This window comes from Nocardia carnea NBRC 14403 (assembly GCF_000308515.1).
GTDB lineage: Bacteria > Actinomycetota > Actinomycetes > Mycobacteriales > Mycobacteriaceae > Nocardia > Nocardia carnea.
In genome coordinates this window covers 1-23,053 of the sequence record NZ_BAFV01000111.1, presented here as the reverse complement: position 1 = coordinate 23,053, position 23,053 = coordinate 1, and the positions used below count along the sequence as shown (strand labels likewise).

The following is a 23,053-nucleotide window of genomic DNA, read 5'->3' as shown; positions in this document are numbered from 1 at the left end:
GGCCGCTGATGTCCCTGATGTCGGCCGAGGATCGGCACACAGGCTATGCGCTCAATGGTGACCCCGGTCACTCTCTTTGTCAACCATTCGATTGGGTTTTCGATCAATTGATTGATTGGCTGGACTGGGATTGCCCGGACATGCCGGTGAATGCGCCTCGTCCGCGCCGTCGGGACACCCCGCAGACTCCCCGAGGCGAATCACCCCTACCTGCCCGCTCTTCCGGCGCGACCGAAGAATGCACCCCGTACCGCCGACTGTGTCGATCGAGCACCCACCTAGACACCCGGCGAAACCGATGACGATGACCGGCGCGGCAGTTTCGATCAGAATCGCCCGGCGACACCGGGACCGAGTTCTGTTGTCACAGCGTAGGATCCATTCGTCCTCCGCACAGAAGGCGTATGCGCGCAGACCGGCTCGAGTCTTCGAGGAGCCCCGCCGTCACCGTGGTTCACCCGATGGAAGAATATGCTCGAGACCGAGACCGGGGGACGCCGATATCGACGGCGGATGTTCGATTAACCGTCCTTGACCTGCTGCTAGCCTCGGTACGGCACAGGCATACATCGTCAGTCCGGACACGAGAGGTGCACAGTGGCAGCGAGTCGGCGTCAGCTGATTCTGACCGAATCGGCTCGGCTATTCTCTGAACGGGGACTGTCCGCCACGACGATCCGGGAGATCGCCGATGCGGTGGGCCTGAACTCCGGAACGCTGTATCACTATTTCAACTCCAAGGATGCGATCTTCTCCGAGATCCTGACGAGTTTCCTCACCGATTTGGTGCAGCGCTACGAAGCTGTCCTGTCCGGTACCGGTACGGCCCGGCACCGGCTCACACTCATGGTCCGTGTTTCGCTCGAAGTCGCAGACCAGCACCCCTATGCCACCGAGATCTATCAGAACGAACTGGAGAGTCTCAGCGCGCTGCCCGGTTACACACAGATCGCCGAGGCCGTCGAGTTCTCGCATCAGGCGTGGCACGGGATCACCGAAGAAGGTGTACGCAACAACGAATTCAACTCCGGCATAGATACCTTCGAGTTCCAGCGGATGATGCGCGAGTGTGTGTTCCAGTCGGTCCGGTGGCATCGAAAAACGCTCGCCGCCGATATCGAGGCAATCACCGCCACAGTGACCTCGGTCTTCCTGGACGGATTCGCACCGGCTCGGGCCGAAAGCCCCGATGCAGTTCCAGAACCGGCACCGGTGAGTGAACGCCGCCCGCAGCTTCCCGCGAAGCCCGTTCGCGAACCGGCCGGTGATGCCGTGGATGCGCTGCGTTCCGAGCTCGATGCGCTCCGTTCCGATATGCGCGCCATGCACAACATGGTCGAATCGTTGTCCAAACCACACGTAGGTGACGTCGGCGGCGATTGACCAGTCGGGGCGGCACGCCAGGCGATCCTGCCGTTCCCGTGGCCCCGCCGGCCGATCGGGCACAGCGCACCGGCCGGAGACAAACGCCTGCCGGGTCGGTGATCGATCTCCGATTCGGATTGCGTTCGGTGATGGCGTATTCCGCGACGCGGTTCAGTCGGGCTCCGATCGCCCGGCAAAGCCGGATCCGAAGGCGCCCGCTACGAGCCGGGCGGATGAGCGGACCAGGGCGAATACCCTGTCGGTCGCTCGACGTACCCTGAGCGCCGATGAGTATTCGAGGCGTAGAGGGTGCGTACCAGGGGGCTCTTCGGGCGTTCAAGACCCCGATGCTCGATTTGCTCCACCAAACGTATGCGCCGTTCGTGGTGACCATGCTGGCGACGGTGTTCACGGCCGATCGGCCCGCGGTCGCGGTGGCGGACGCGCATGCGGAGATCGGTGATGCGCTGAACCAGTTGCGGGCCGCGGGGTACGGCGAAGAGGACAGGTTGCCGCTGCCCGCGGGTACTGCGCGTGATCTGTGCCGGCAATGGGTGAATGCGGGCTGGCTGGTGCGGCAGGTGCTGGACAACCAAATCGAGGTGTACCGGTTGTCCGCGCACGGGGTGGGCGCGCTGGAGGTTGCGGGCCGGGTGGGTGGTTCCCGGACGCGGGTGTCGGAATCGCGGGTGCGGACCCTGTTGGAAGCGGTGGAGCGGCTGGCGCAGGATGCGGACCCGGATGTGATGGCCCGGATCGCGCGGCTGGAACTGGAGATCCGGCAGCGGCAGCAGGAACTGCGCCGGCTCGAACGCGGCGGCGCTGTGGAAACCGTCGACGATGATCGGCTGGTGGAGGAGGCGGAGAACGTCCTGCATCTGGCGCGGGAACTGCCGGCGGATTTCGCCCGGGTGGCCGAGTCGATCAAGGCCATGCAGCGCGATGTGGTCGCCGATCTGCGGCAGGACGCGCGCCCGACCGGTGAGGTGCTGCGTGAATACCTGGAGCGCGGTCAGCAGATCATGGACGCGACGCCGGAGGGGCGGGCGTTCGCGGGAGCATTACGCCTCATCGGCGACCCGGAGCGCATCGACGATTTGTCGAGCCGGTTGCGCACTGTGCTGCGCCATCCGTTCACCGCGCACTTGACCGAGCCGCAGCGGCGGGAGTTCACCGAGATCGCGCGCCGGATCGAACGCGGAGTCAAGGAGGTGCTGGCCGCGCAGCGGCAGGCGTCGCATGTGATCACCACCCAGGTCCGCAACCACGACCCCATGCGGGACCGGCAGGTCGACGATCTGCTGCGGGAGGTGATGACCGGTTTGCACCACTGGGTCCCCCGCTCACGCCCCCGGGAGCCGATCACACCGCTGCGCCGGCTACCGGCCGCGAGTATCGAGCATCTGCGGCAATCGTTGAGCGATCCCCGCCCGCCACAGCCTCCCGCACCCCTGGTCGAATGGGACGAGGACACGATGCCCGACACCGATACCCGAGCCTGGGGTGGTGCGAAATACGCGGCGCTGGACGAGCACCTGGCCCGCTTCGCAGGCGGTGCGGACACCGTCGATCTCGCGGCAGCATTCGGCGCGGCGCCCGAGGAGATCCGGCGCCCGGTCGATTTGCTCGGCCTGCTCGAGCTGGCACATCGCACAGGAATGACCGAAACCGAGTCCGTCGTCACCGTCGAAACCATCCGCCCGGACCGGACTCGGCGGCGCTTCGCGCTCGGCGGTGTGGTCGCGGTGAATGCCGAGGCAGCCGATGAGTGAGCCGAACACGGTCGACGAGGCGTGGCCGGACCATGAGGACACCGGGTTCATCGAGCCGGTGTCGATGGAGGACGACCCGACCGAACTGTTTGCCGGCGACAGGGGGACTCTGGACGCCGACGTGCGGCGGGTGCTGGTCCGGCTGCTGCAACGCCGGTTCCTGTCGGCCGACAAGTACCCGGCCCAATGGCGGACTCTGCTGGAGAACCAGCAGCTCATCGAATCGCGGCTGCACGATCTGTTCGTCCGGCTCGTGGTCGACCACGACCGCGGTATCGCCTACAAGCAGCAGGTGCGTTCGGCGGAACTGGATGTGCCGATCCTGTTGCGGGACGATCCCTACAACCGGGCCGAGACGCTGGTGCTGGTGCATCTGCGCACGGTGTTCCAGCAGGAAAGGGTCGCGGGTGAGGTCTCGGCGCGGGTCGATATCGAAGAGCTGGAGCAGACCGTGCTGACCTACTTCGACCCCGACGACACCAATCTGGCCCGGGGACAACAGGAGATCCGCAGCGCGGTGACACGGTTGGCCAAGGAGGGGCTGTTGGAAGAGGAGACCGCAGGCCGGTACCGGATCACACCGCTGGTGGAGGTCGTGATGAGTACGGAGAAGCTCAGTGAGCTGAGCCGGTGGTTACGGGAACGGACCGACGGCCCGGGTCACGGCGCCGCGGCGGAGGTCGCGCTGTGAGCATGATCGACACACTGTTCGGGCTGGTCCCCGAGTCGTCCCGCGGACAGCAGTGGGTGGCGCTGGACCTGCAGCTGGTGAACTGGGGTGGATACGACGGGCACCACCGGGTGCGGTTCGCACCCGGTGCGACCCTGCTGTGCGGAGAGTCCGGATCGGGCAAATCGACCCTGATGGATTCCTATATCGCGTTGATCATGCCGCATACGATGCCGTTCAACGGCGCGTCCAACGGCGGAGTCGTGGGCCGGCCGCGGGGCAAGGATCAGCGCAATATCCTGTCGTATGCGCGGGGCAAGCTCGACGAATCCCGTGCCGGGGGTGAGACGAAAGCCCGGGTCCTGCGCGGCGACGGCCGCGACACCTGGTCGGCGATCGCGATGACCTGGGCCGATCCGTCCGGCGCCCGGTTCACGGCGGTCCGGGCCTGGTATGTGCCGTCGGCGGCGCGCTCCCTCGAAGATCTCGTCCAGATCCGCGCTACCTGCGACGAACCGTTCGACCTGCGCACGCTTGCCGGGCCGGCCGATAAACGGCTCGCCGAGGCCGCGGTGAAAGCACTCGGGCTGACCTGCTACCCCACCGACCGCGAATACACCGCCCGGTTGCATACCGCGCTCGGGATCGGCGCTGCCGGCGACGGGAACAAGGCGGTCGCGCTGCTGGGCCGGATCCAGGCCGGTCAGCAGATCACCACCGTCGACGCCCTGTACAAGACGATGGTCCTCGAGGAGCCGTCCACGCTGACCACAGCGGATGAGGTCGTCAAACAATTCGACGAGCTCGCCGGCACCCGCACCCAGATGACCACCGCACGCCGCCAGGTCCGGGCGCTGACACCGGTCCGGGAGCACCGCAGCATCATCGTCGACGGGACCGAACGCGCAGAACTGATCGACAGCCTGGGTTCGTTCACCGATCCGTCCTCGCCCGCCGGGTTGTGGCGGTACGAACGCCGGGCCGAGTTGCTCCGAGCCGCCGAAGAAGAGCTGCTGCGACACCGAGGACAAGCCCGCGACGCTGTCGCCGCGGCGTCGGCACTGGCCAAGGGCGCCGAAGCCGAACTGGGCGGGATCGTCGAGACGCTGCGCGCTTCCGGCGGAAACCGGCTGGACAGGGCCCGCGCGGCGCTGCGCGAGGTGGACAAACGGTTCGACGAGGTCGAGCGGGCGCGGCACCGGCTCGAGAAATCGCTGGCAGCCATCGGCGCAACGGTGTCCGACGGGGAGGAATTCGCGGCCCTGGTCGCACAGGCACACAATCTCCTCGGAGACAAGCAGGCCAGGCAAACCGCGCAGAACCATTTCGCCGAAGCGAAGACTCAGCAGACGAGCGTGACCCGGGAACTGGAGGAGCTGCGGTCCGAACGTCAAGGTGTCGCCGCTCGCCGGGACAATATCCCCAGCGAGCTGCATCGTGCGCGTGCCGCCCTCGCGGAGGCCGCCGGTCTCACACCGGACCAACTTCCGTTCGTCGGCGAACTGATAGAAGTACGCACCGAATTCGAGCCGTGGCGCGACGCGTTCAACCTCGCTCTCGGCGGGTTCGCCACCAAGATGCTGATCGATATCGCGCATCTCAACACCTTCCGCGAAAAGATCAACACCGTGCGCACCGCGCGGCGTATCCAGTTCGAGGGCGTGCGGACAGGGCTCCGCGACGAGATCGGACTCGACGATCGCCGGCTGCCCGGCCGCCTCGACTACCGCCCGTCCCCGTTCACCGGCTGGCTCGAGAATGAGCTGGTGAATCGGTTCGACTACGTCTGCGTCGAAACGCCGCGCCTACTGCCACAGCACCGCAAAGCGCTCACGATCACCGGCCAGATCTCGGACGGCGCGCGCGGCGCACACGGCGGCCAGGGCCGGGCCAATGTTCTCGGCTTCACCAACGACCGGTTGCTGACCCGCCTCGACGAACAGATCCGCGCCGCCGAGGACCGCAAATCCGCCGCCGACGCACGGGTCGAGGAGACACAGGCCGGCCTCGACTCCTTCGAAGACCGGCGTAGCGCCTACCGGGCCCTGACCGAACTGTCCTGGGATCAGGTCGATACCGACTCGGTGTCGGCCGAACGGGACCGCTGGATACAGATCATCGACGAAGTCCACTCCGGAAACCCGGAGATCGACCGGTTGCAGAAACAGGTAGATGAGCTGACGGATAAGGTCGAGCGCCTCAATGAGCAGGCGGTCCGGGCCAAACTCGAGCAGGAAGACCTCGAGAAGGCCTGGGAACACACCACTGCCGAGGCCGAACGCGCCGGTCGGGAACTCGACACTGCTCGCCGCTCCGGTCGCGAAGTCACCGCCGAACACCGCGCCTATCTCGAAGAACTTTTCGGAAACGACAACACCGGCGATATCCCGGCCGCCAAAGCCCTGGAGATGTTCGACGCCGCCACCGACCGTATCGCCGACCGGCTCACCACCGATCTCCGTACCGCGGAGAGCGCCATCCAGGGCGCCCGGAGCAGACTGTCCGAAATATTCTCGACCTTCGTCGAGCGCTGGCCGAACCCGAATCTGGGCACCGACCCGGACGATTCCTACGACGATTTCGAACGCCTGCTCACCGACCTGGAAACCAGCCGCCTGCACGAACTCGAAAACCAATGGCGCGACAGCCTGTTGAAACTATCCGGTAACGACCTCACCAGCCTGGACAGCGAACTCTCCTCGGCCATCCGGGAAATCCGCGACCGGATCGAACCGGTCAACCGCATCCTCGCCGGACTCCCCTTCGCCGACGACGACCACCGCCTCCAGATCGACCCGCAGGAAAGCCATTCCACCGTCCGCGCCCGCTTCCGCAAGGAACTGCGCGACGTCCGCCGCCTGATCGACCAGGCGAACACCGATACCGACCGGGAACGCGCCTACAGCCGGATGGCCAAGGTCATCGACCGTATCCGCCGCACCGCCCCCGATTTCGCCGACCTCATCGACGTCCGCAACCATATTCGGATCAGTGCCGAAAAACGCGACGCCGCAGGCGAACACGTCGCCCTCTACGACCATATCGGCGAGAAATCCGGCGGCGAATCCCAGGAACTCGTCGCCTTCATCGTCGGCTCGGCCCTGCGCTACCAACTGGGCGACGCCGGCGCCGAACGCCCCCGCTACGCCCCGGTCTTCCTCGACGAAGCCCTCATCAAAGCCGACGCCCGCTATACCGGCCGCGCCATCGGCGCCTGGCGCGGTCTGGGTTTCCAGCTCATCATCGGCGCCCCCAACGACAAGAACAGCGCCATCGAACCGCACGTCGACGCCGAATACCTGGTCCTGAAGAACGCCGAGAGCCGCTCCTGGGCGAAACCCATCATCGGTATCTCCCCGGAGGATGAACGAGCGAACGGCTGATTACTACGAATCGACCGCCGACGACGCCATTGCCACGGCAGGGCCGCCGCGTTCCGGCGGGTCGATGCGGCGACCGTCCCGATTCCTCGGGGCCGACGCGCGGTCAGGCCAGCGCGGCGGCGAGGCGGCGCCACTGTTCGCGCGGGAAGGCCTGCGGGTCGGCTTCGAGTACCTGCACACAAACGTGATCGGCACCCGCCGCTCGATGTTCGGCGACACGACGCAGGATCGCTTCCTCGTCACCCCAGGCGATGATCGCGTCGAAGAGCCGGTCGCTCACAGTGTCGACATCCTCCTGGGTGAAACCCGACCGCAGGATGTTGTTCGCGTAGTTCGGCAACTGGAGGTAGCTGCGCAGCCAGTCGGTGCCGATGGACCGCGCCTCGCCGGCGTCGGTGGTGAGGATTGCCGTCTGCTCGGGCAGCAGTAGCGGCCCGTCGCCGAGGGCGGCGCGGGCGGTGGCGGTGTGCTCCGGCGTGACCAGGTAAGGGTGGGCGCCACCGGCGCGGGTCGCCGACAGGTGCAACATCTTCGGCCCCAGCGCGGCGAGGACACGCGCCTCCGCAGGCACAGGCCGGTCGAGCGCGTCCAAAGCGTCCAGATAAGCCCGGGTCGCCGCCAGGGGCTTCCGGTAGCGACCGGGATCGCCCGCATCGATCAACGGTGCATGGCTTACGCCGATACCGAGCAGGAACCGATTGCCGTGTGTACCGGTCAGGGAGGCGTACCGAGCCGCGACGTCCGACGGTTCGTGCATCCACAGGTTCAGGATCCCGGTCGCGACGACGATACGCTCCGTCGCGCGCAGCAGGTTGTCCACCGCATCGAACACCGGGCCACCGACATCGGGAATCCATACCGCGGCGTAGCCCAGCTCCTCGAGCTCGGCAGCCGCCTCCGCAGCTACGGCCGGATCGCCGTAGCGCAGCTGCGAACTCCAGATTCCCACGCCCGAAAGCTGCACAAAATCCTCCTCGAGCCGTCATGCGTATGCCGATACCGGAAGCCGACCTTGCGGGAAGGATGCTACTGCACGGCGGGACGCGAGATCAGTTCCGCCGGACCGTGCGACACGGCCCGGCCACCAGGCCCCGGTTGCATAGTCGGGAGGCTTCGGCGCCCTCCATGTCCGGTCCCTGTTGCAGCGATGCCGGTGATCGTGCTCGGTACGGTGAACCCATGCTCGATAACTCCGCTGGTCCCCGCACCGGCCGTCCACGCGACAGCCGAGTGGATGCCGCGCTGCTCGAGGCCGCCGCGCAACTGATCGCCGAACGCGGTTACGGCGCCCTCAGCCTCCAGGCTGTCGCCGACACGGCGGGGACGAGCAGGCCTGCTCTCTACCGCCGGTACAGTTCCCGAGCCGATCTCGTGGTCTCGGTATTGATCGATCGGTACGGACTGCAACCCGGCGCCGAGGACCTGGGTGGGATCGAGGCGGAGTTGCTCGCGATTCAGCAACACCAGCGTGACCTGTTCAACGACCCGGTGCTACGCCGGGCAGTGCCGGGTCTGCTGGAAGAGCTCGACCGTACCCCGGAGGCCGCACGGCGGTTCCGAGAGCAGTTCCTGCGACCACGCCGAAGTTCCACCGCGACGATCCTGGAACGTGCGGCGGCCCGGGGCGAGATCGAGCCCGGATTCGATTCCGAATGGGTGTGTGACCTCATCACCGGGCCGATGCTCATGCGAGCGTTGTTACCCGAACTCGGGCCGATCGACGAGGAGTTCGTGCGTCGCACAGTGCAGTCCGCGCTCGACGCCGTGGGCCGGCACCGGCCCTGACACTTCTGTGGTTGACCTCACTATTGCCGACGCGCTACTTTCATTACACGCCGGAATGTAATGGAAGGTGTCCCCAATGCGTGAAGACGTAGAATTCCTCAGCGGTGGAGTCACCCTGCGCGGGTGGCTGTATCGGCCGGACGGTCACCACGGCGCCGTGCCGCTGGTGGTGATGACCCACGGATTCGCCGGCGTCAAGGAATGGGTAGCACCGTTCGCCGAGATATTCAGCGCCGCCGGACTCGCCTGCCTGGTCTACGACCACCCCGGATTCGGCACCTCCGACGGCCTGCCGCGATTCGAAGTGGACCCGCCCGCGCAGATCGAGGGCTACCGCGACGCGGTGACCTACGCGCAGACGCTGGACGGCATCGACAGCGACCGGATCGGGATCTGGGGAACCAGCTACGCCGGCGCCCATGTCCTGGTCGTCGCGGCCACCGATCGCCGCGTCCGAGCCGTGGTATCCCAGGTCCCACTGACCAACGGCTGGGCGACCTTCGGCCGTCTCGTACCGTCGATCATGCTGCCGACCGTGCATCAGGCGATCGCCGCGGATCGGTCGGCCCGCGCCGCGGGCGAACCCCACCAGATGATCAAGGCTGCCTCCGACGACCCCACCGAATTGGTCGCGATGCCGGGCACCGAGGTCTACGAATGGCTGATGGCCAACGGTCCCCAGGTGCCCACCTGGCGTAACGAGGTCACGCTCTCCAGCGTGGACAAATTCCAGAGTTACGCGCCGGAAGCTTTCCTGCGCCGTGTTTCCCCGACCCCGCTGCTGATGGTGATCGCCGAGGGCGACACCCTCACACCCAGCGATATCGCGCTCCAGAGCTACGCCGATGCCCTGGAACCCAAACAGCTGACCCTGATCTCCGGTGGCCACTTCGCGGTGTACGGCGAACGATTCGAGCAGGCGTCCTGCGCCGCCCGCGAGTTCCTGTTGACACACCTCGCCGAGTAGTGGCCGGCGTCGTCGCCTACCGGGGGTTGCCTTCTTGAGCGGTTACCGCAGAATCGCCGACATGTTCGAGGACATCGGCCACCGAATACTGTACTCGGGCAAAATGGTCGGCGACTGCCTCGATCGCGATATCAGGGGTGTCGGTAGCCACCTGGCAGATCACGCCGACGAGATGGTCCGGGCAGATGAACAAGGTGCGGACCTCATCGGCGGAGTTGCTGCCGATACCGACTTCTATTCCGGCTTTCGTGCCTGGAACGAAAGCAGCGAACCCTACACGCTGCGATCGGGGCTGGACAGTGGCCGGATCAAGTTCTACGACTTCTACAAGTACGTGGAGAGCAACGAGTTGCCGGAGCATATCAACTTTCGAAAACCGGAGGGTTCGGACTGGACCATCAATCGTGCGTGGGGACGAGCGATAGCCGCCAAGCGCGATCATCTCCAACAGCAGGGGGTGACGGGGCGGGAGTTCTCCCAGGCCATGCGGAAGTGGCAGGACGACATGGAACGCCAGGCGCGCGAGACTCCCGGGAAGCTCGAATTCCCAGCCGAAACCAGCAGTCGCGAACCGTATCCGGGGGAGCTCTATCGGGGAGACGGCAGGCCGCGGGAGACGGTCTTCAACGAAGGTATCCAGACTCGCAGCGCACTCCCCGAACCGCCCTTTTCGTGGGTCGATCTCGACGGTGCCGGTGCCGACGACTGGGTATGTACCTCACGAGATCCGGCACAGGCCGCCTACTTCCCACTCGGCGATGACGGCGAGACATACGTGGTACGGGACGTGCGAAACGCTCACGACAAGTCAGAGGAGAATTCGAAGTGGGCCGGCGAACAGATGGTGGCGGTCGACCGGTCCCCACCGCCCGACGAGGTATACAGGCAGTATGCCGCTGACCGCGTCGAGGGCATACCAGCCGACAAGGTCGAGGGCGTGTTGATCGATCGGCATGACCCCGACAAGGGCATGATCCCCAACCCCAACTTCCAGCCCTACGAACCGACACCGGTCAGGCCTCCGCGCGAGGACACCGGCTGGGACAACATGATGCACGACCCGTCCTGATCCGTCGCCCCGCCGCGGGGCCGAACGTGATGGGGCGACGCACGCCCGGCCACCCACCGGTCTCCGCCCCGGAACCCGGCCGTGATCAGGATCTGTGCAGCGGTGACGACGGCGGGAACTCCACCCGCAACGAGGTCAGCGAACGATGGAAGGGGCCGGGGCGCCAGGTCGGGGGTTCGGTGGACCGGATCTCGGGCAGAGCGTCGAGCAGTTGGTCGATGGCGTCCTGCGCGATGAGGTATGCCATGGACTGGGCCGGACAGGTGCGCGGGCCGGCTCCCCAAGCGAGATGGGAGCGGTTGCCGGTGCGATCACCACCGCTGACCGTCGGATCATTGTTGCAGGCCGCGATACTGACGACGATCGGTTGATGGGCTGGTAGCCAGGCGTCGTCGATCAGGATCGGTTGCCGCGGGTAGGTGAGCAGGTAGTTCGCCAAGGGCGGGTCGTTGAAGAGAACATGATCGAGTGCCTCCCGGGTGGACAGGCTCCCGCCCAGGACTCCGCCACCCAACCGGTCGTCGGTGAGGATGAACAGCAGCGTGTTGACGATGAAATTCTGCTGGAACTCGATCCCCGCGCCGTACTGACTGGCCAGCTGGTGGACCATCTCCAGATCGTCGAGTTCGGCCGGATGCCGCAGCAGCGCCGAAGTTATATCGTCGCCGGGTTCGGCCCGCTTCAGGGCCACCAGTTCCAGCATCGCTTCACTGATCATCATATTCCCGTGATCGGCATCGACACCCTCGACGATCGCCGCCATCCCGGCCGCCATTTTCTGGCCCACCTCCGGTGGGCAGCCGAACAGCACATTGAGCACTCCGAAGATCAGCGGAAACGTGTACTGGCCGATCAGATCGGCGCTGCCGTCCTCGCAGAAGGAGTTGATCAGCGAGATGGCGATCTCTTCCACCGTGGTGTGCAGTGCGTAGAGATCGACCTCGTCGACGCTCTCGGTGGTGGCCCGGCGAAAACGGGCCGCCTCCGCCCCGGCACTGCGGGTCGCCATCGGACGCCATTCCATCATCGGCAGGACGGGGCAATCGGCGGGCATACCCTGTTGCCAGTTGCGCGGATCGGCTGGGAAATGCTCGGGATCGTTCAGGATCCGCACTGCGGTCCGGTAATCGATCACGAGCGTCGCGGGTACGCCGGGCGCCAGCTCCACCGGCATCAACGAGGCATACTGCTGCCGCATTTCGTGGTAGTGGGCGTGCGGGCCAGCAGCGAATTCCGGTGCGAACAGCGGCATTCGAGGATCATCGGAGTCGAACGGAGAGATCGGACGGGCGGGGCAGGACGGGGCAGGCGTACCGGGTGGGACGTTGCTCAAGAACTGAACTCCAGACAGCGGTTGCGGACAGCGAACGAGGGGACGAGATCTGCAATGGGGTTCCTGCACGCGGCGTGAACCCGGCGAGACTGCTTCCGGACCAAGGCAAACCGGACAGCTACACTCTGTCCGGTGCTGTCCGTGCGGAAGGTGTGCCCGCCGCGAGCTGTCGCTCCGGGACGCCGGCCGGGGCGGTATGCCTGGCGGAGGCAGCACCTGGGAAGCAGCCGACGAGAGGTAGCGCGGTGATGACCGGCTCGGCAGCGCGACCCCGCCGTGGCCGCGGGCGGCCGCCCGGATCGGACGGAGCGCAAACACGCGACTCCATCTTGCGGGCAGCGCGTGAACTGTTCAGCGAAGTCGGTTACGACCGCGCGACATTCTCCGGTATCGCGACCCGGGCCGGGGTGACCCGCACCAATATCAACCACTACTTCCGAAGCAAGGACGAGCTCTACCGCACATTGTTCGAAACCGACAAGGACAGTGTGATCACCGCAGGTATCGCCGACGCGGGGGCGGCGACCGACCTCGCCGACCGGATGGCCGCATTCCTGCGCATCACCATGCAAGCCGATTCCGAGAACCGCACCTACGTCAGATTTCTCGCGGCCTCGCTGTTCGACGCGCTGCGCAATCCGGAGCTCGCCGACTGGGCCGAGGAACAGATCGACAATGTGCGCGGCTTCATCCGGCCGGCACTCGAAGCCGCCGCGGCCGACGGGACCATCGGACCGGAGGTCGATATCGCGACCGCCACCGAAGTACTCATCGCCGTGGTGTGGGGAATGAGCCTGTACGCGGGGTTCGTCGGAGACGAGGACAGGCTCGAGCCGATGATCGACCAACTCACCGCGCTGCTGCGCGGCGCTCTCTGGTAGCCGCCGGTGCGTATCGGCTCCGGCCCACCGGCCGGCGGGCCGGAGCCGATACCGCACAATCGGGCTCATCCGATGAGGGTGACAGTGCCCGCATCGCCGTCCAGACGGATGTGCTGGCCGTCGCGGATCCGGTAGCTGCCGTTCTCGGTGCCACAGACACAGGGGATCCCGAGTTCGCGGGCCACGATCGGCCCGTGGCTGAGCAGGCCGCCGTAGTCGGTGACGACGCCGCCCGCGACGAGGAACAGTGACACCCAGCTCGGGTCGGTCGTCTCGCAGACGAGAATATCGCCGTCGTCGAGTTCGGTGGTCGACGGGTCGCGGACCACCCGGGCCCGGCCCTCCACCACACCACCACTGGCCGCCACACCGGTTACGACGCCGGAGACATCCAGGGCGGGGGCCTCGGTCTCGCCGGACTTGATCAGCTGCGGTACACCGGCCCACGCCTGCGGCAGCCGGTAGTCGCCACGCTGGTCGTACTGTGCCCGGCGCGCCGCGACCAGCGCGCGCTGATCACCGGTGACCCCCGCGCACACGTCGTCGTAGGACAGGTGGAAGACGTCATCGATATCGTCGATCACGCCCGCTGCGACCAGCAGGGCGCCCTGCCGCCGCATGGCGGCCCGGGCGATATCGAAGGTCAGCAGATACCCGGCCTTACCTTGCTCGCGCAGAGCGATCCAGCGAGCGGCCCACCGCACGTACCGGGCCGCGCCGCCGCGCTTGCGCCGGGGCAGCGCCGCCTGGAGCTCGGCCAGCGCCCGCTGCCTGGTCTCGATCTGTTCCCGGCTCCGATTACGCGGCGCCCGTGGGCTGTCCGCGGCGACGGCCCGGTAGTCGGCGAGCCGGTTGAGTACCGGGGTGGGGTCCTCGCGCCAGGTGACACCGGACAGCTGTCCCTCGTTGTTGCCGTGGTAACCGTGCCGGTCGGTGAACTCGCGCAGCGAAATCTCGTCATGCGCCAGCGCCCACAGATCGTGCGCGATCTCGCTCTCGTCGGATCCGACCCCGGACAGCAGCGCCGGCGCAAGGTGGGCCAGGTCGAGTCGGGTCAGCATATCGGTGACCCGGTCCGCGAGCCCGGAGCTGACGAACGCGACGAGCATATGCGCGGTCAGCATGCGCTGGAAACGCTGTCGCGCGTCGTCGAGCAGTTCGACGCATCCCGCGTGGTCGAGCGTATCGATACCGTCCAGACGGTCGAGCCGCCAGCGGCGCAGTCCGGCGAATTCGGCATCGTGGCGCTTGGGCAGCCGGAGCACCGCCGCCGGTGCTTTCATCATGATGACGGGATAGCGCCGGGCACTGTTCGCGTCGACCGTCTCCGGCCGCACATAACCGAAGAGCTGCTGTTCCACCGCCGTCGCCGAAGTACCGGGGGTGATGTTCGCGATCTCCCGGAACTTGTCGATATTGGCTGCGGCCCGCCCGGCGAACAGTGTCCAGAACATGTCCTCCGGCTGATCGGGAACATGGACCTGTTTCGTGGTGAGGACACCGAGGTTCCGGAACGTGGTGCGGGTCGCCAGTTCTACCGATGCGTTGATGAAGGTGAAGCCCAAGGTGGTGAACACACCCGGAAACGCCTCCGCAACATTGCCTGTGGTCCAGGTGACCGCGGGGTCGATCGTCGTGTTGTCGAGCGTTTCCTCGACGATTTCGCGAGTGCTCATCGGGCTCTCTCCATCTTGCGTCGCAGGAGCAGATCGGGTAGAGAACCCGTTGCGCCGTAGGGGTTTTCCGCATGTGCCCATCGGGTGAGCAGCGCGATATCGGGATCGTCGGCCGGGGCTCCGGAGACGACGACCAGCTCACCGGGATACACCGCGCCGGCCGTCGCGTCGACGGTGACCGTTTGCCCGGCAAGCGCGGTGAGCGATCCGGTACCGCAACCGACCACGCACGGCACAGCCATCTCCCGGCAGACCACCGCCGCGTGCGAGGTCGACCCACCGAGTTCGGTGATCACCGCCGCGGCCACCGACATGGCCATCACATCGTCGGGGTCGGTGGTGGGCCGGGCCAGGATCACCGCTTCACCTCGATCGGCACGTTCCTCGGCTTCGCCGGAGTCGCTGACGACGCGACCGGTGGCGATACCCGGACATGCCGGTTTGCCGGTGGCGACCGCAGCGGTCGCGGCCAGCTCGGCGGGGTCGAGCCGCGGGTCCAGGACAGCGCGAACCCGCTCGGGCGTCACCCGGTCGAGCGCTTCGCCGTCGGTGATCAGGCCCGCCTGCCGAAGGAATACCGCATGCCGGATTGCGGCCTCGGGGGTGCGTTTGGCGACCCGTGACTGCAGCAGCCACAGTGCGCCGCTCTCCACCGTGAACTCGATATCCTGCACGTCGCGGGCGTCGGCCTCCAGACGAGCCGCGGCCGCGAGGAGCTCGGCGTGAACCTCCGGCATGGTGTCGGCCAGCTCCACGAGCGGGAACGCGTCGGCGCGGCCGGACACCACATCCTCGCCCTGGCCACGCGGCAGCCACTCACCGTAGGGTTCGGCCGTGCCGGAGAGCGGGTTGCGGGTGAACAGCACGCCGGTCCCCGAACGGTCGTCGAGATTGCCGAAGACCATCGCCTGCAGGGTGACCGCGGTCCCGGCGTCGTGCGACAGACCGCGGCTCTCGCGATATCCGACAGCGCGCGGTGAACGCCACGAATCGATCACCGCCTCGATCGCGCGACGCAACTGTTCCCACGGGTCCGCGACCGGGGTCCGGCCGACAACCTTCTCGAACTGTGCGCGGAACCGGCGATGGGTGTCGGCGGCGAATGCGGTATCCCCGAACTGACCGGCCAGTGCCCGTTCGACCTCGGCGGTCATCCCCAGGTTGAGCACGGTGTCCATCATTCCGGGCATGCTGGTCGCCGCGCCCGAGCGCACCGAGACGAGCAGCGGCCGCGGTCCGGCGCCGAAGCGACGGCCGGTGGCCGACTCCAGCTCCGTCACGGCGGCGGGCACCGAATCCCATACTTCGTCGGGAAGCCGCGACGCCCCCGCACTGTGCATCCGCCGGCACACCTCGGTGGTGATGACGAATGCCGGCGGGACCGGGATCCCGAGCGCCGACATCCGCTGCAGGCTCCATGCTTTACCGCCCAGCAGATCAGGACCTGCGGTGGTCGCGGGACCGAGCGGGAGAACCGACGGGTGCGTGCCCGCGCTCACTCGGCCCGCCCCGCTGCCTCTTCCCGCACCCGGGACACGCCACCGAGACCGATCAAGTCCTCGTGCAGTTCGAACCACACGGTGTGATAGCTGTCGACCAGCGGCCGGGCCAGCCAGGCCGGGTCGCCGGAGCGAATCTTCGCCAGGGCCCCGGAGAACCGGTCCGGGTACTGTGCCAGCCGGGGCGCCAGCTCGACGAATTCCGCGAGCAGTGGTGCGAACCGTTCGTGCAACTCACCCAGCCGCGCCACGATCCGCGCATCGTATTCGGCGTCGGTGTGATCGTTCGGGCGCGCACCGTCGATCAGCTGCCAATCGGTGACCAGCTGTTTGAAGTCCTCGTTCACGGCGCCGAAGCCGAGATACCGCTGCCGCAGCAGGGCCTGGTCGACAGTGCTCCGCTCGACCGCCAGCAGTTCGTCGAGTCGCGCCCGGCCCATGGCAGTGATCTTGACGCGGACGCCCGCGCGCTCGAGCTCCCCCGCGTGCAGGAGCGGCTCCAACACGGATGTCAGCGCGGTATCGGTGAGACCTGCCGCGGCGGCGAGATCCGGCTCGGTGGGGCGGCCTTTGAATCGCGCAGCCTGGAGAACGCGCAGGGCATAGGACATGGTGTATCCGCTCTTTCTCGTATGCCGCCGGTCAGGCGACCCGGTGCAGGATCGCCTGCTCGAAAATGCCCTCGCCGGCATCGAACGACAGGAAGTCGTCGTACACCCCCAACGCCGGCCCGTCGGTCTCGGCCGGTCCCGCCGGCACCCGGGATCCACCGAGACGCGCGCCCAGCGATACCAGCCGGGTCGCACCGTCCTCCAGTTCTAGGCGCGCCCAGCGGAATTGGGCGGCCGCGTCCCGCGCGAAGGTGACGGCAGTGACCGCCTTCGACCCCGTGCTGTCGATGACAAAACCATCCGCAGTCAGCGAATCGTCGGCGTTCCGGAACTTCATCGCCGTAACGAAGGCCGAATCGTCCACCACGAACAGGGCCGCGAACTCGACCCACTGCGACGACTCGTCCCGAAACCCCCACGTACGGTCCCGCATACCGCGCCCGGAGACGCCCACCGTCGCGCCCTCCAGCGTGATACTGCCCGCAACGGTGCACGCCTGCTGAAAATGCTGTAGCGGCGCGGCAGCCCCCAACGCCGGAATAGCGTTGTTGGCAGCGTAATCGGCCGCGGCGAACAGGGGCGCGTTGACGAGTTCGGCGGAGACGAGCGGGTGTTCGACTCGCACCCGGCCGTCCAAGCCGAAATGAATACTCTCACTGCTGAAAGTCCCCGCCTCGAGCGTTTCGACCACTTCGGTCACCCGCCCCGACACAGACACACTGAACCGGGCCCGGCGGGTATCCGGCGCGTTCGGCGAAGTCGAAACGTGCACCGTGCCGAAAACCGCTGCGGCGGAATCCCAGAACGAGAGATAGGCGTTGTCCTTCCACACCGGATCATCGGCGCCGGCGGCGTCGGAACGAACCGGCTCGGACAGCTTGCCCCAACTCTTTTCGGCCGGAGTGGCGGTAACCATCGGGGGTCCCTTCTGATCAGGATGCGCGGGATACGGATTCGGCCCGCGGCCGGCCCGACCGCACGTACATCGACGCCCCCGGCCCCCTATGCCGGCACGATCTACGGTGCGCCGACGTGGACAGCGAACGACCGCACAGGACCGCGGCCGCGACGCCCGAGCTCACCGTGCCGGGTCGCTGTGCAGATGATGAGGCTATACGAAATGACGGTCGTGTCAATTTATCTGGCGACGACCGGCCCACAGCACAGACGCGATCGGATTCAGCGAGATCCGGTCGGACGAGCCCGCGACTGTGCACGACACGGCCCGGATTCTCCCGCCGATGACAGACCCGCGGAACCCGTACCGCACACCGACGTTCGAAGCGGTCCTGAGCCAGGGCCGGGAAGGGCGGCCCTACTCCTCCGAGAACGTGGCGAACCATGCCGGTCCGCCGAACCGCCCAGCGGTGAGGTCAGCAGGACCGCGGACGGCGCGACAGGTCACGCCTGCGTCACCCCCATGCTTTAGCGGCCCGCCTGGCGACACCTCTACCCGATCCGCACCGAAGGCCCTCCTACCCCCTTACTGTTCCGCACGCGCCGGCACACAGCGGGTCCTCCACACTGCGGGGACGACACCACGCCCCCTCGTCGTGACCCTCTCGTTGTCGTGACGCTTCCGGATCGAACGCCTGACGGCGCCGAGGCGATGGGCGTTCACGGCAACCGCGTACCGTACAGCACAACCGTGCGCCTGCGGCTTGTCCTGTCCCGATCCGAACTCCCGCGATGCGGTCCTCAACCTGCCCGGCGATCCGTCCCGCCGATTCCCGCTCCTTCGCGCCCGAAGCCCCCTCGACAACCTCCAGGCGCCGGTCCGGCACACAGCGACCACACCCCTTGCATGACGCGCAGACCACATAGGCATTTCCGCAGGTGAGACCCGCGATTTTGCCTCATCGGCTCGATCAGATACTCTTGCTGGGCACACCGGTCCGGGTGGCGGAATGGCAGACGCGCTAGCTTGAGGTGCTAGTGCCCGGTATAGGGCGTGGGGGTTCAAGTCCCCCTCCGGACACTTATTTGTGGCATTTGTGCCCCAAAAACCGTGTCCAGGCATCGCCTGGACACCCATTTTCCCCTCAACGCCGTGACCTGCGGTTTCACCCCGAGTGGGGGTGGAAATTGTGACCGATGACACACTGCGGCCACCGCTTCCCTCGTTCACGGCACGGTCCGGAATCGGCGATTCGTCTGTCTTCGCCTCGGGTCCGGCTTTGCCGATGGCGACCCTGGAACAGCCGGCGCGGTCGACGGCCGTGCACAGCATCCGCCCGGTCGACACCAACGGCCGCGTCGTGGACAAAGCCATCGTCGATGCTCTCGACTGGCGTCCCGGTGACCTGCTGTCCTGGCGTGTGGTCGGTGGCCTGGTCCTGATCACCCGCCCTGGGCACGGCCGCCGTGGCGTCACGAAATACGGCCACATCTCCATCCCGGCCGCCGTGCGCCACGCCGCCGGCATCCGCATCCGCGAGCGCGTCCTGCTCGCCGCCGACCCCGGCCAGGCGCTGCTGGTCGTCTACCCCGCCGACGTCCTCGACGACATCCTCGCCCGCCGCTTCGCCGAAGGAGCACCACCCCGATGACCACCGGAACCCAGGCCGATATCGCCGCCGTGCAGATGATGATGGAACGCTTCGGCCTCACCGCCGACGACCTCACCACCGGGGCGTCGAGCCAAAGCGCCCGTCTCGCACCGACCTTCGCCGAATTCATCCCGACAGTGATCGACCGGATGCCCGCAGGCCGCACCCTCGACCACTACGCCACCTACTGGAACAAGATCCTCGCCCAACCCGGCTGGGGCGAGCGGCGACTCGACCAACCCACCACCGCAGACCTGCAGGTGTTGTGCGAACAGATCCGCACCACCCGCGTGATCCGCCGCTCCGACCGCGGCGGCAACGAGGTCGTCCGCCACGTCATCGATGCCCTGCGCAAGCTGTACAAGCACGCCGAGGACAGCCGGCTCATCGACCCTCGCGACAACCCCGCAACCCGGCTGAGTAAACCCAAGCGCACCCGCTCCAACCGCCGTGCCCTGCCGACCGACCTGCTCGCGCAACTCGTCGAGGTCGCTGCTACCACCGGCAACGACCCCGACCTTGATGCCTTGATCCTGCGCCTGCACACCGAAACCGCCTGCCGCCGCGCCGGCGCACTGGCCCTGCGGCCGCAGGATCTGGACCCGGTGCAGTCGGTGATCCTGCTCCGCGAGAAAGGCGGAACCCAACTGTGGCAGCCGATCTCACCGACTCTCATGCAGGCCCTGTGCCGCCATGCCGAACAACGCGGAGCTCCCGCTTCGGGCCCACTGCTACGCACCCGAAACGGCACACCGATTTCCCGCCGTCGTTACAACCACCTGTTCGAACGCCTCGGCAAACACCTCCCATGGGTACTCACCCACGGCATCTCGATCCACTGGCTACGCCACACCACCATCACCTGGGTCGAACGCCACTACGGCACAGCCGTCGCCCGAGAATTCGCCCGCCACAGCAACACCGGCGGCGGCGTCACCGGCATCTACACCACCGCAACCATCAACGAAGTCGCGGCCGCGGTCGCACATCTCACCGGAGAGCCCCATCCGCTCGCGGCCCTGGATGACAAACCCGCCAGCAAACCCCGAAGCCAAGGGTCTGCCTAGTTCTTTTTAGAGCATCGCCACCGTACCGAACCCGAGTGTGGAGGTCGGGAAGAGTACGACACGTCCCCAGATCTGCCGGGTCGGTCCGATACGCCGACCCGGCAGCTCCGGCTGTCAGCCAGCCCATCGTCAGTTGCCGCCGCACCTCAGGTATGAACCGCACCGGAAGACCATTTCGAACACGGCTCATATGGCTCCACTCGACCAGGCGCGGCATCGACCGCTCCAGGGCCGTCGCAGAATCCGGTGAACTGCCGTCTGATGGAGAAACCATCCCGACCCAAAGTGCGCAACACGGCCACCATCCTTACTCAAACGGTCACAATCGCTCCGGAACGATCCACGCAGTGGCGCTGTCAGTCCATCACGAGGTGTCTTTTATCTACCAGCCAGAGACTTCTGTCCGGTTCAATGCGTCGTTCGGGCGACTGGAATCGGTCGATAACATCTTTAGATGCGCATGTCTATGTACCGCTATTTAATGGAGTCGTCTGCCGGTTGCCGGATCAGGGCTTGGCCACCCACATGCGCCAAGGGGCCGTAGCTGCCTGGGTGTGGATGGATCCCCTGCGCTCTCGGCTCCCCGCGCGCACCACACCCAGCAGATATCGGCGCACTGGATGTTGACCATCTGCAGGGACTCAGTGGAGCCGGCACTGGTCCGCTCCATGACCGTCAGTTGCGGACGCCGATCAGAGCCCAAGCGGTACCGGCCGCATACCCGAAGCATGAAGAACGCCAAAGGTCATCGAGGCGCCAGTCCGCTGCACCGCAGCCCCCTCAGCACAGCAACCCGAAGTCCGCGAGGCAATCATCGGGAGCGCCGCTACGGCGCCGAGAACCGTCACCCCAATCAGATCTAGTTATTCGAATCGATCGACGCACGATTGCTCTACACAGCTCCGGAGTTATGTTTTCCAGACCATGAACCGGCTTCTACCTCGTCTCGCTTCACGACCGAGATCCCGGCCACTCCACGGGCCAGTGGGTGAGGTTGCCCAGTGACCGCCACGAGCGCTTCGGCACATTCCACCAGGGATGCCTTGGTGTAGATCGGGGTTGCGGTCGTCCCGGGATCACGGTGCGCCGCGTATCGGCGAGCAACAGCCTCGCCGCACGTACGTTCGACGAAAGTGAGGGTGGTGTGCCGCAGCCAGTGCACGGTCACCCCTTTCGCCTCTGCCCAAGCCAGATGCCGATGGAAACGCCCGTGCAGATTGTCATAACGACGATCGGTGATCGGTTTCCCACCACGAGTCCTCAGCACCTGATGCCCCGAGGCACCAACACCACGACGGTCGACGTGCTCGAGCAACCGCACCATGAGCAGCGGCGTGATCGGATGCCAGGTATCCACCCCACCCTTGTGGTGCAGCAGAACAGTGCAGTCGTCAACGCTGAGGTCATCGACACGCAACCGCAGCGCTGCCTGACGCCGACAAGCCGTCTCGACATGCAGGCGGACAATCAGTGCGTCCAGTTCGCCATCGTTGCCCGTCTCAGCAGCAACACGACCTAACTCGGACACCTGGCCCGGGGTCAGGGCGTGACGAGTGCTCTCCAGCTTGCGCGGCATCGGGACTTTCCCTGCAGGATTCGACGCCGACGCGATCAGACCGTCCATCTCGGCCAACCGATACAGTCGCCGCACCCCGTGCAGGAAGTTCCGTGCCGCAGCACTACCCCCACGCCAGTTCGACCTCACTACCGCACCGGCCTTGTACCGGTTCATCAGCTGCAACACCTCGGTCGGTGTCGGCTCGTCCAAAGGCCGTGGGCCCCACGCTTGACGCAGAAACCGCCAGCAGGCGCCATAGGAATCCCTCTGGGCTCTGGACTCCGCGTCGAGCATCTTGGGAATGAAGTCGTCAAAGGTCGGGGCCCTCAACACGACCGGCTCAGCAGGCGCACGCACCACCGTCAGGCCCAGCCGCGAGACGGTCTGCAGCAAATCGGCTACTTCGGAGTCCTTCATGGCCGGTGGCGCCCGAGACCTGCGGAATACGCACTCAACGCCGCCGCTAAGACACGCGGCGGATACACCCGAAGCACCTCGTCGTCCAGCGATCCAGCCAGCAACACACGGTCACGCGCATACAATCCAACCCTGTTGCGGATACGGGCGGGAAGGAAGACAAACCCCGACCGCGGCAATCGCTGCCCCTTCCGCGAGCGGCGTATCACGACCAGCCCGTCCTTCACCACCATCGAAATCATCTGGTCAGAAGACCAACCGAGTCTATGCACCGTGGACCGGGCAGCCAGCCTACCTCGTTCGTCGATCGAAGTGACCGAACAATGAAGCTCGCCGCACCCCACGTGCGCCGAGATCTCCGGGTACAGGAAATCCGGCGCCAAGTTCACAGGCGCCACCCCTCCCGATGTCGCCGCCGGATAGAGGCCCTCATAAAACTGCTCAGGCGAAC

At 66.4% G+C, this 23,053-nt stretch carries 18 protein-coding genes and 1 tRNA gene; 11 read left to right on the top strand and 8 right to left on the bottom strand.

Annotation, left to right across the window (positions count from 1 at the left end; translation table 11 throughout):
- The first annotated feature begins 597 nt into the window (after window positions 1-597).
- The 4 genes from ON22_RS27880 (at window position 598) to ON22_RS27865 (ending at window position 7,190) form a co-directional block, all read left to right on the top strand.
- Window positions 598-1,383, top strand: a complete 786-nt coding sequence (locus tag ON22_RS27880) for a TetR/AcrR family transcriptional regulator (RefSeq protein WP_033242524.1) — start codon at window positions 598-600, stop codon at window positions 1,381-1,383.
- Window positions 1,384-1,652: 269 nt separating this feature from the next.
- Complete coding sequence (locus ON22_RS27875) at window positions 1,653-3,137, top strand: DUF3375 domain-containing protein (RefSeq protein WP_043740806.1); 1,485 nt, start codon at window positions 1,653-1,655, stop codon at window positions 3,135-3,137.
- Window positions 3,130-3,828 carry a DUF4194 domain-containing protein gene (locus ON22_RS27870; protein ID WP_051158177.1) on the top strand — a complete coding sequence of 233 codons (699 nt, stop codon included), beginning with the start codon at window positions 3,130-3,132 and terminating at the stop codon, window positions 3,826-3,828. The genes ON22_RS27875 and ON22_RS27870 overlap by 8 nt, the downstream gene beginning before the upstream one ends.
- A gap of 2 nt (window positions 3,829-3,830) precedes the next feature.
- Window positions 3,831-7,190: an ATP-binding protein gene (locus ON22_RS27865; RefSeq protein ID WP_231508327.1), complete on the top strand. Its 3,360-nt coding sequence runs from the start codon at window positions 3,831-3,833 to the stop codon at window positions 7,188-7,190.
- Between the two features lie 103 nt (window positions 7,191-7,293).
- Here the strand turns inward: ON22_RS27865 and ON22_RS27860 are convergent, their stop codons facing one another.
- Entirely contained in the window at window positions 7,294-8,154 is an 861-nt protein-coding gene (locus tag ON22_RS27860) for an LLM class F420-dependent oxidoreductase (RefSeq protein WP_033242521.1), read from the bottom strand.
- Window positions 8,155-8,369: 215 nt separating this feature from the next.
- On the opposite strand from ON22_RS27860, the gene ON22_RS27855 reads away from it, so the two are divergent.
- From ON22_RS27855 to ON22_RS27845, 3 genes are all read left to right on the top strand, one after another.
- Complete coding sequence (locus ON22_RS27855) at window positions 8,370-8,975, top strand: TetR/AcrR family transcriptional regulator (RefSeq protein WP_033242520.1); 606 nt, start codon at window positions 8,370-8,372, stop codon at window positions 8,973-8,975.
- A 76-nt stretch (window positions 8,976-9,051) separates the two neighbouring features.
- On the top strand, window positions 9,052-9,942 hold the full coding sequence (locus ON22_RS27850) for an alpha/beta hydrolase (protein ID WP_033242519.1): 891 nt from the start codon (window positions 9,052-9,054) through the stop codon (window positions 9,940-9,942).
- Window positions 9,943-10,003: 61 nt separating this feature from the next.
- Window positions 10,004-11,011 (top strand): hypothetical protein, encoded by a 1,008-nt coding sequence (locus tag ON22_RS27845; RefSeq protein ID WP_033242518.1) that lies wholly within the window; start codon window positions 10,004-10,006, stop codon window positions 11,009-11,011.
- An 85-nt stretch (window positions 11,012-11,096) separates the two neighbouring features.
- On the opposite strand, the gene ON22_RS27840 is transcribed toward ON22_RS27845, so the two are convergent.
- Window positions 11,097-12,263 (bottom strand): cytochrome P450 family protein, encoded by a 1,167-nt coding sequence (locus ON22_RS27840; RefSeq protein ID WP_231508221.1) that lies wholly within the window; start codon window positions 12,261-12,263, stop codon window positions 11,097-11,099.
- A 329-nt stretch (window positions 12,264-12,592) separates the two neighbouring features.
- Here ON22_RS27840 and ON22_RS27835 point away from each other — a divergent pair, with 329 nt between their 5' ends.
- Complete coding sequence (locus tag ON22_RS27835) at window positions 12,593-13,225, top strand: TetR/AcrR family transcriptional regulator (protein ID WP_033242516.1); 633 nt, start codon at window positions 12,593-12,595, stop codon at window positions 13,223-13,225.
- Between the two features lie 65 nt (window positions 13,226-13,290).
- Here ON22_RS27835 and ON22_RS27830 read toward each other — a convergent pair whose 3' ends face one another.
- Genes ON22_RS27830 through ON22_RS27815 form a run of 4 tightly spaced genes read right to left on the bottom strand, consistent with a single transcriptional unit; the run spans window position 13,291 to window position 17,927 of the window.
- On the bottom strand, window positions 13,291-14,901 hold the full coding sequence (locus tag ON22_RS27830) for a PEP-utilizing enzyme (protein ID WP_081595890.1): 1,611 nt from the start codon (window positions 14,899-14,901) through the stop codon (window positions 13,291-13,293).
- Window positions 14,898-16,400, bottom strand: a complete 1,503-nt coding sequence (locus tag ON22_RS27825) for a pyruvate, phosphate dikinase (protein ID WP_081595889.1) — start codon at window positions 16,398-16,400, stop codon at window positions 14,898-14,900. The genes ON22_RS27830 and ON22_RS27825 overlap by 4 nt, the downstream gene beginning before the upstream one ends.
- Complete coding sequence (locus ON22_RS27820; protein WP_033242515.1) at window positions 16,397-17,011, bottom strand: hypothetical protein; 615 nt, start codon at window positions 17,009-17,011, stop codon at window positions 16,397-16,399. The genes ON22_RS27825 and ON22_RS27820 overlap by 4 nt, the downstream gene beginning before the upstream one ends.
- Before the next feature lie 31 nt (window positions 17,012-17,042).
- Window positions 17,043-17,927 (bottom strand): DUF7064 domain-containing protein, encoded by an 885-nt coding sequence (locus ON22_RS27815; RefSeq protein ID WP_033242514.1) that lies wholly within the window; start codon window positions 17,925-17,927, stop codon window positions 17,043-17,045.
- A gap of 977 nt (window positions 17,928-18,904) precedes the next feature.
- Here ON22_RS27815 and ON22_RS27810 point away from each other — a divergent pair.
- From ON22_RS27810 to ON22_RS27800, 3 genes are all read left to right on the top strand, one after another.
- Window positions 18,905-18,989, top strand: a tRNA-Leu gene (locus ON22_RS27810).
- Window positions 18,990-19,098: 109 nt separating this feature from the next.
- On the top strand, window positions 19,099-19,560 hold the full coding sequence (locus tag ON22_RS27805) for a hypothetical protein (protein WP_051158175.1): 462 nt from the start codon (window positions 19,099-19,101) through the stop codon (window positions 19,558-19,560).
- Complete coding sequence (locus tag ON22_RS27800; protein ID WP_051158174.1) at window positions 19,557-20,627, top strand: tyrosine-type recombinase/integrase; 1,071 nt, start codon at window positions 19,557-19,559, stop codon at window positions 20,625-20,627. The genes ON22_RS27805 and ON22_RS27800 overlap by 4 nt, the downstream gene beginning before the upstream one ends.
- 892 nt (window positions 20,628-21,519) lie before the next feature.
- On the opposite strand, the gene ON22_RS27795 is transcribed toward ON22_RS27800, so the two are convergent.
- On the bottom strand, window positions 21,520-22,602 hold the full coding sequence (locus ON22_RS27795) for a tyrosine-type recombinase/integrase (RefSeq protein WP_051158173.1): 1,083 nt from the start codon (window positions 22,600-22,602) through the stop codon (window positions 21,520-21,522).
- Window positions 22,599-23,053: hypothetical protein (locus tag ON22_RS37655; RefSeq protein ID WP_043740803.1), on the bottom strand; the 455-nt coding region annotated here is incomplete at its 5' end. The genes ON22_RS37655 and ON22_RS27795, both read right to left, overlap by 4 nt.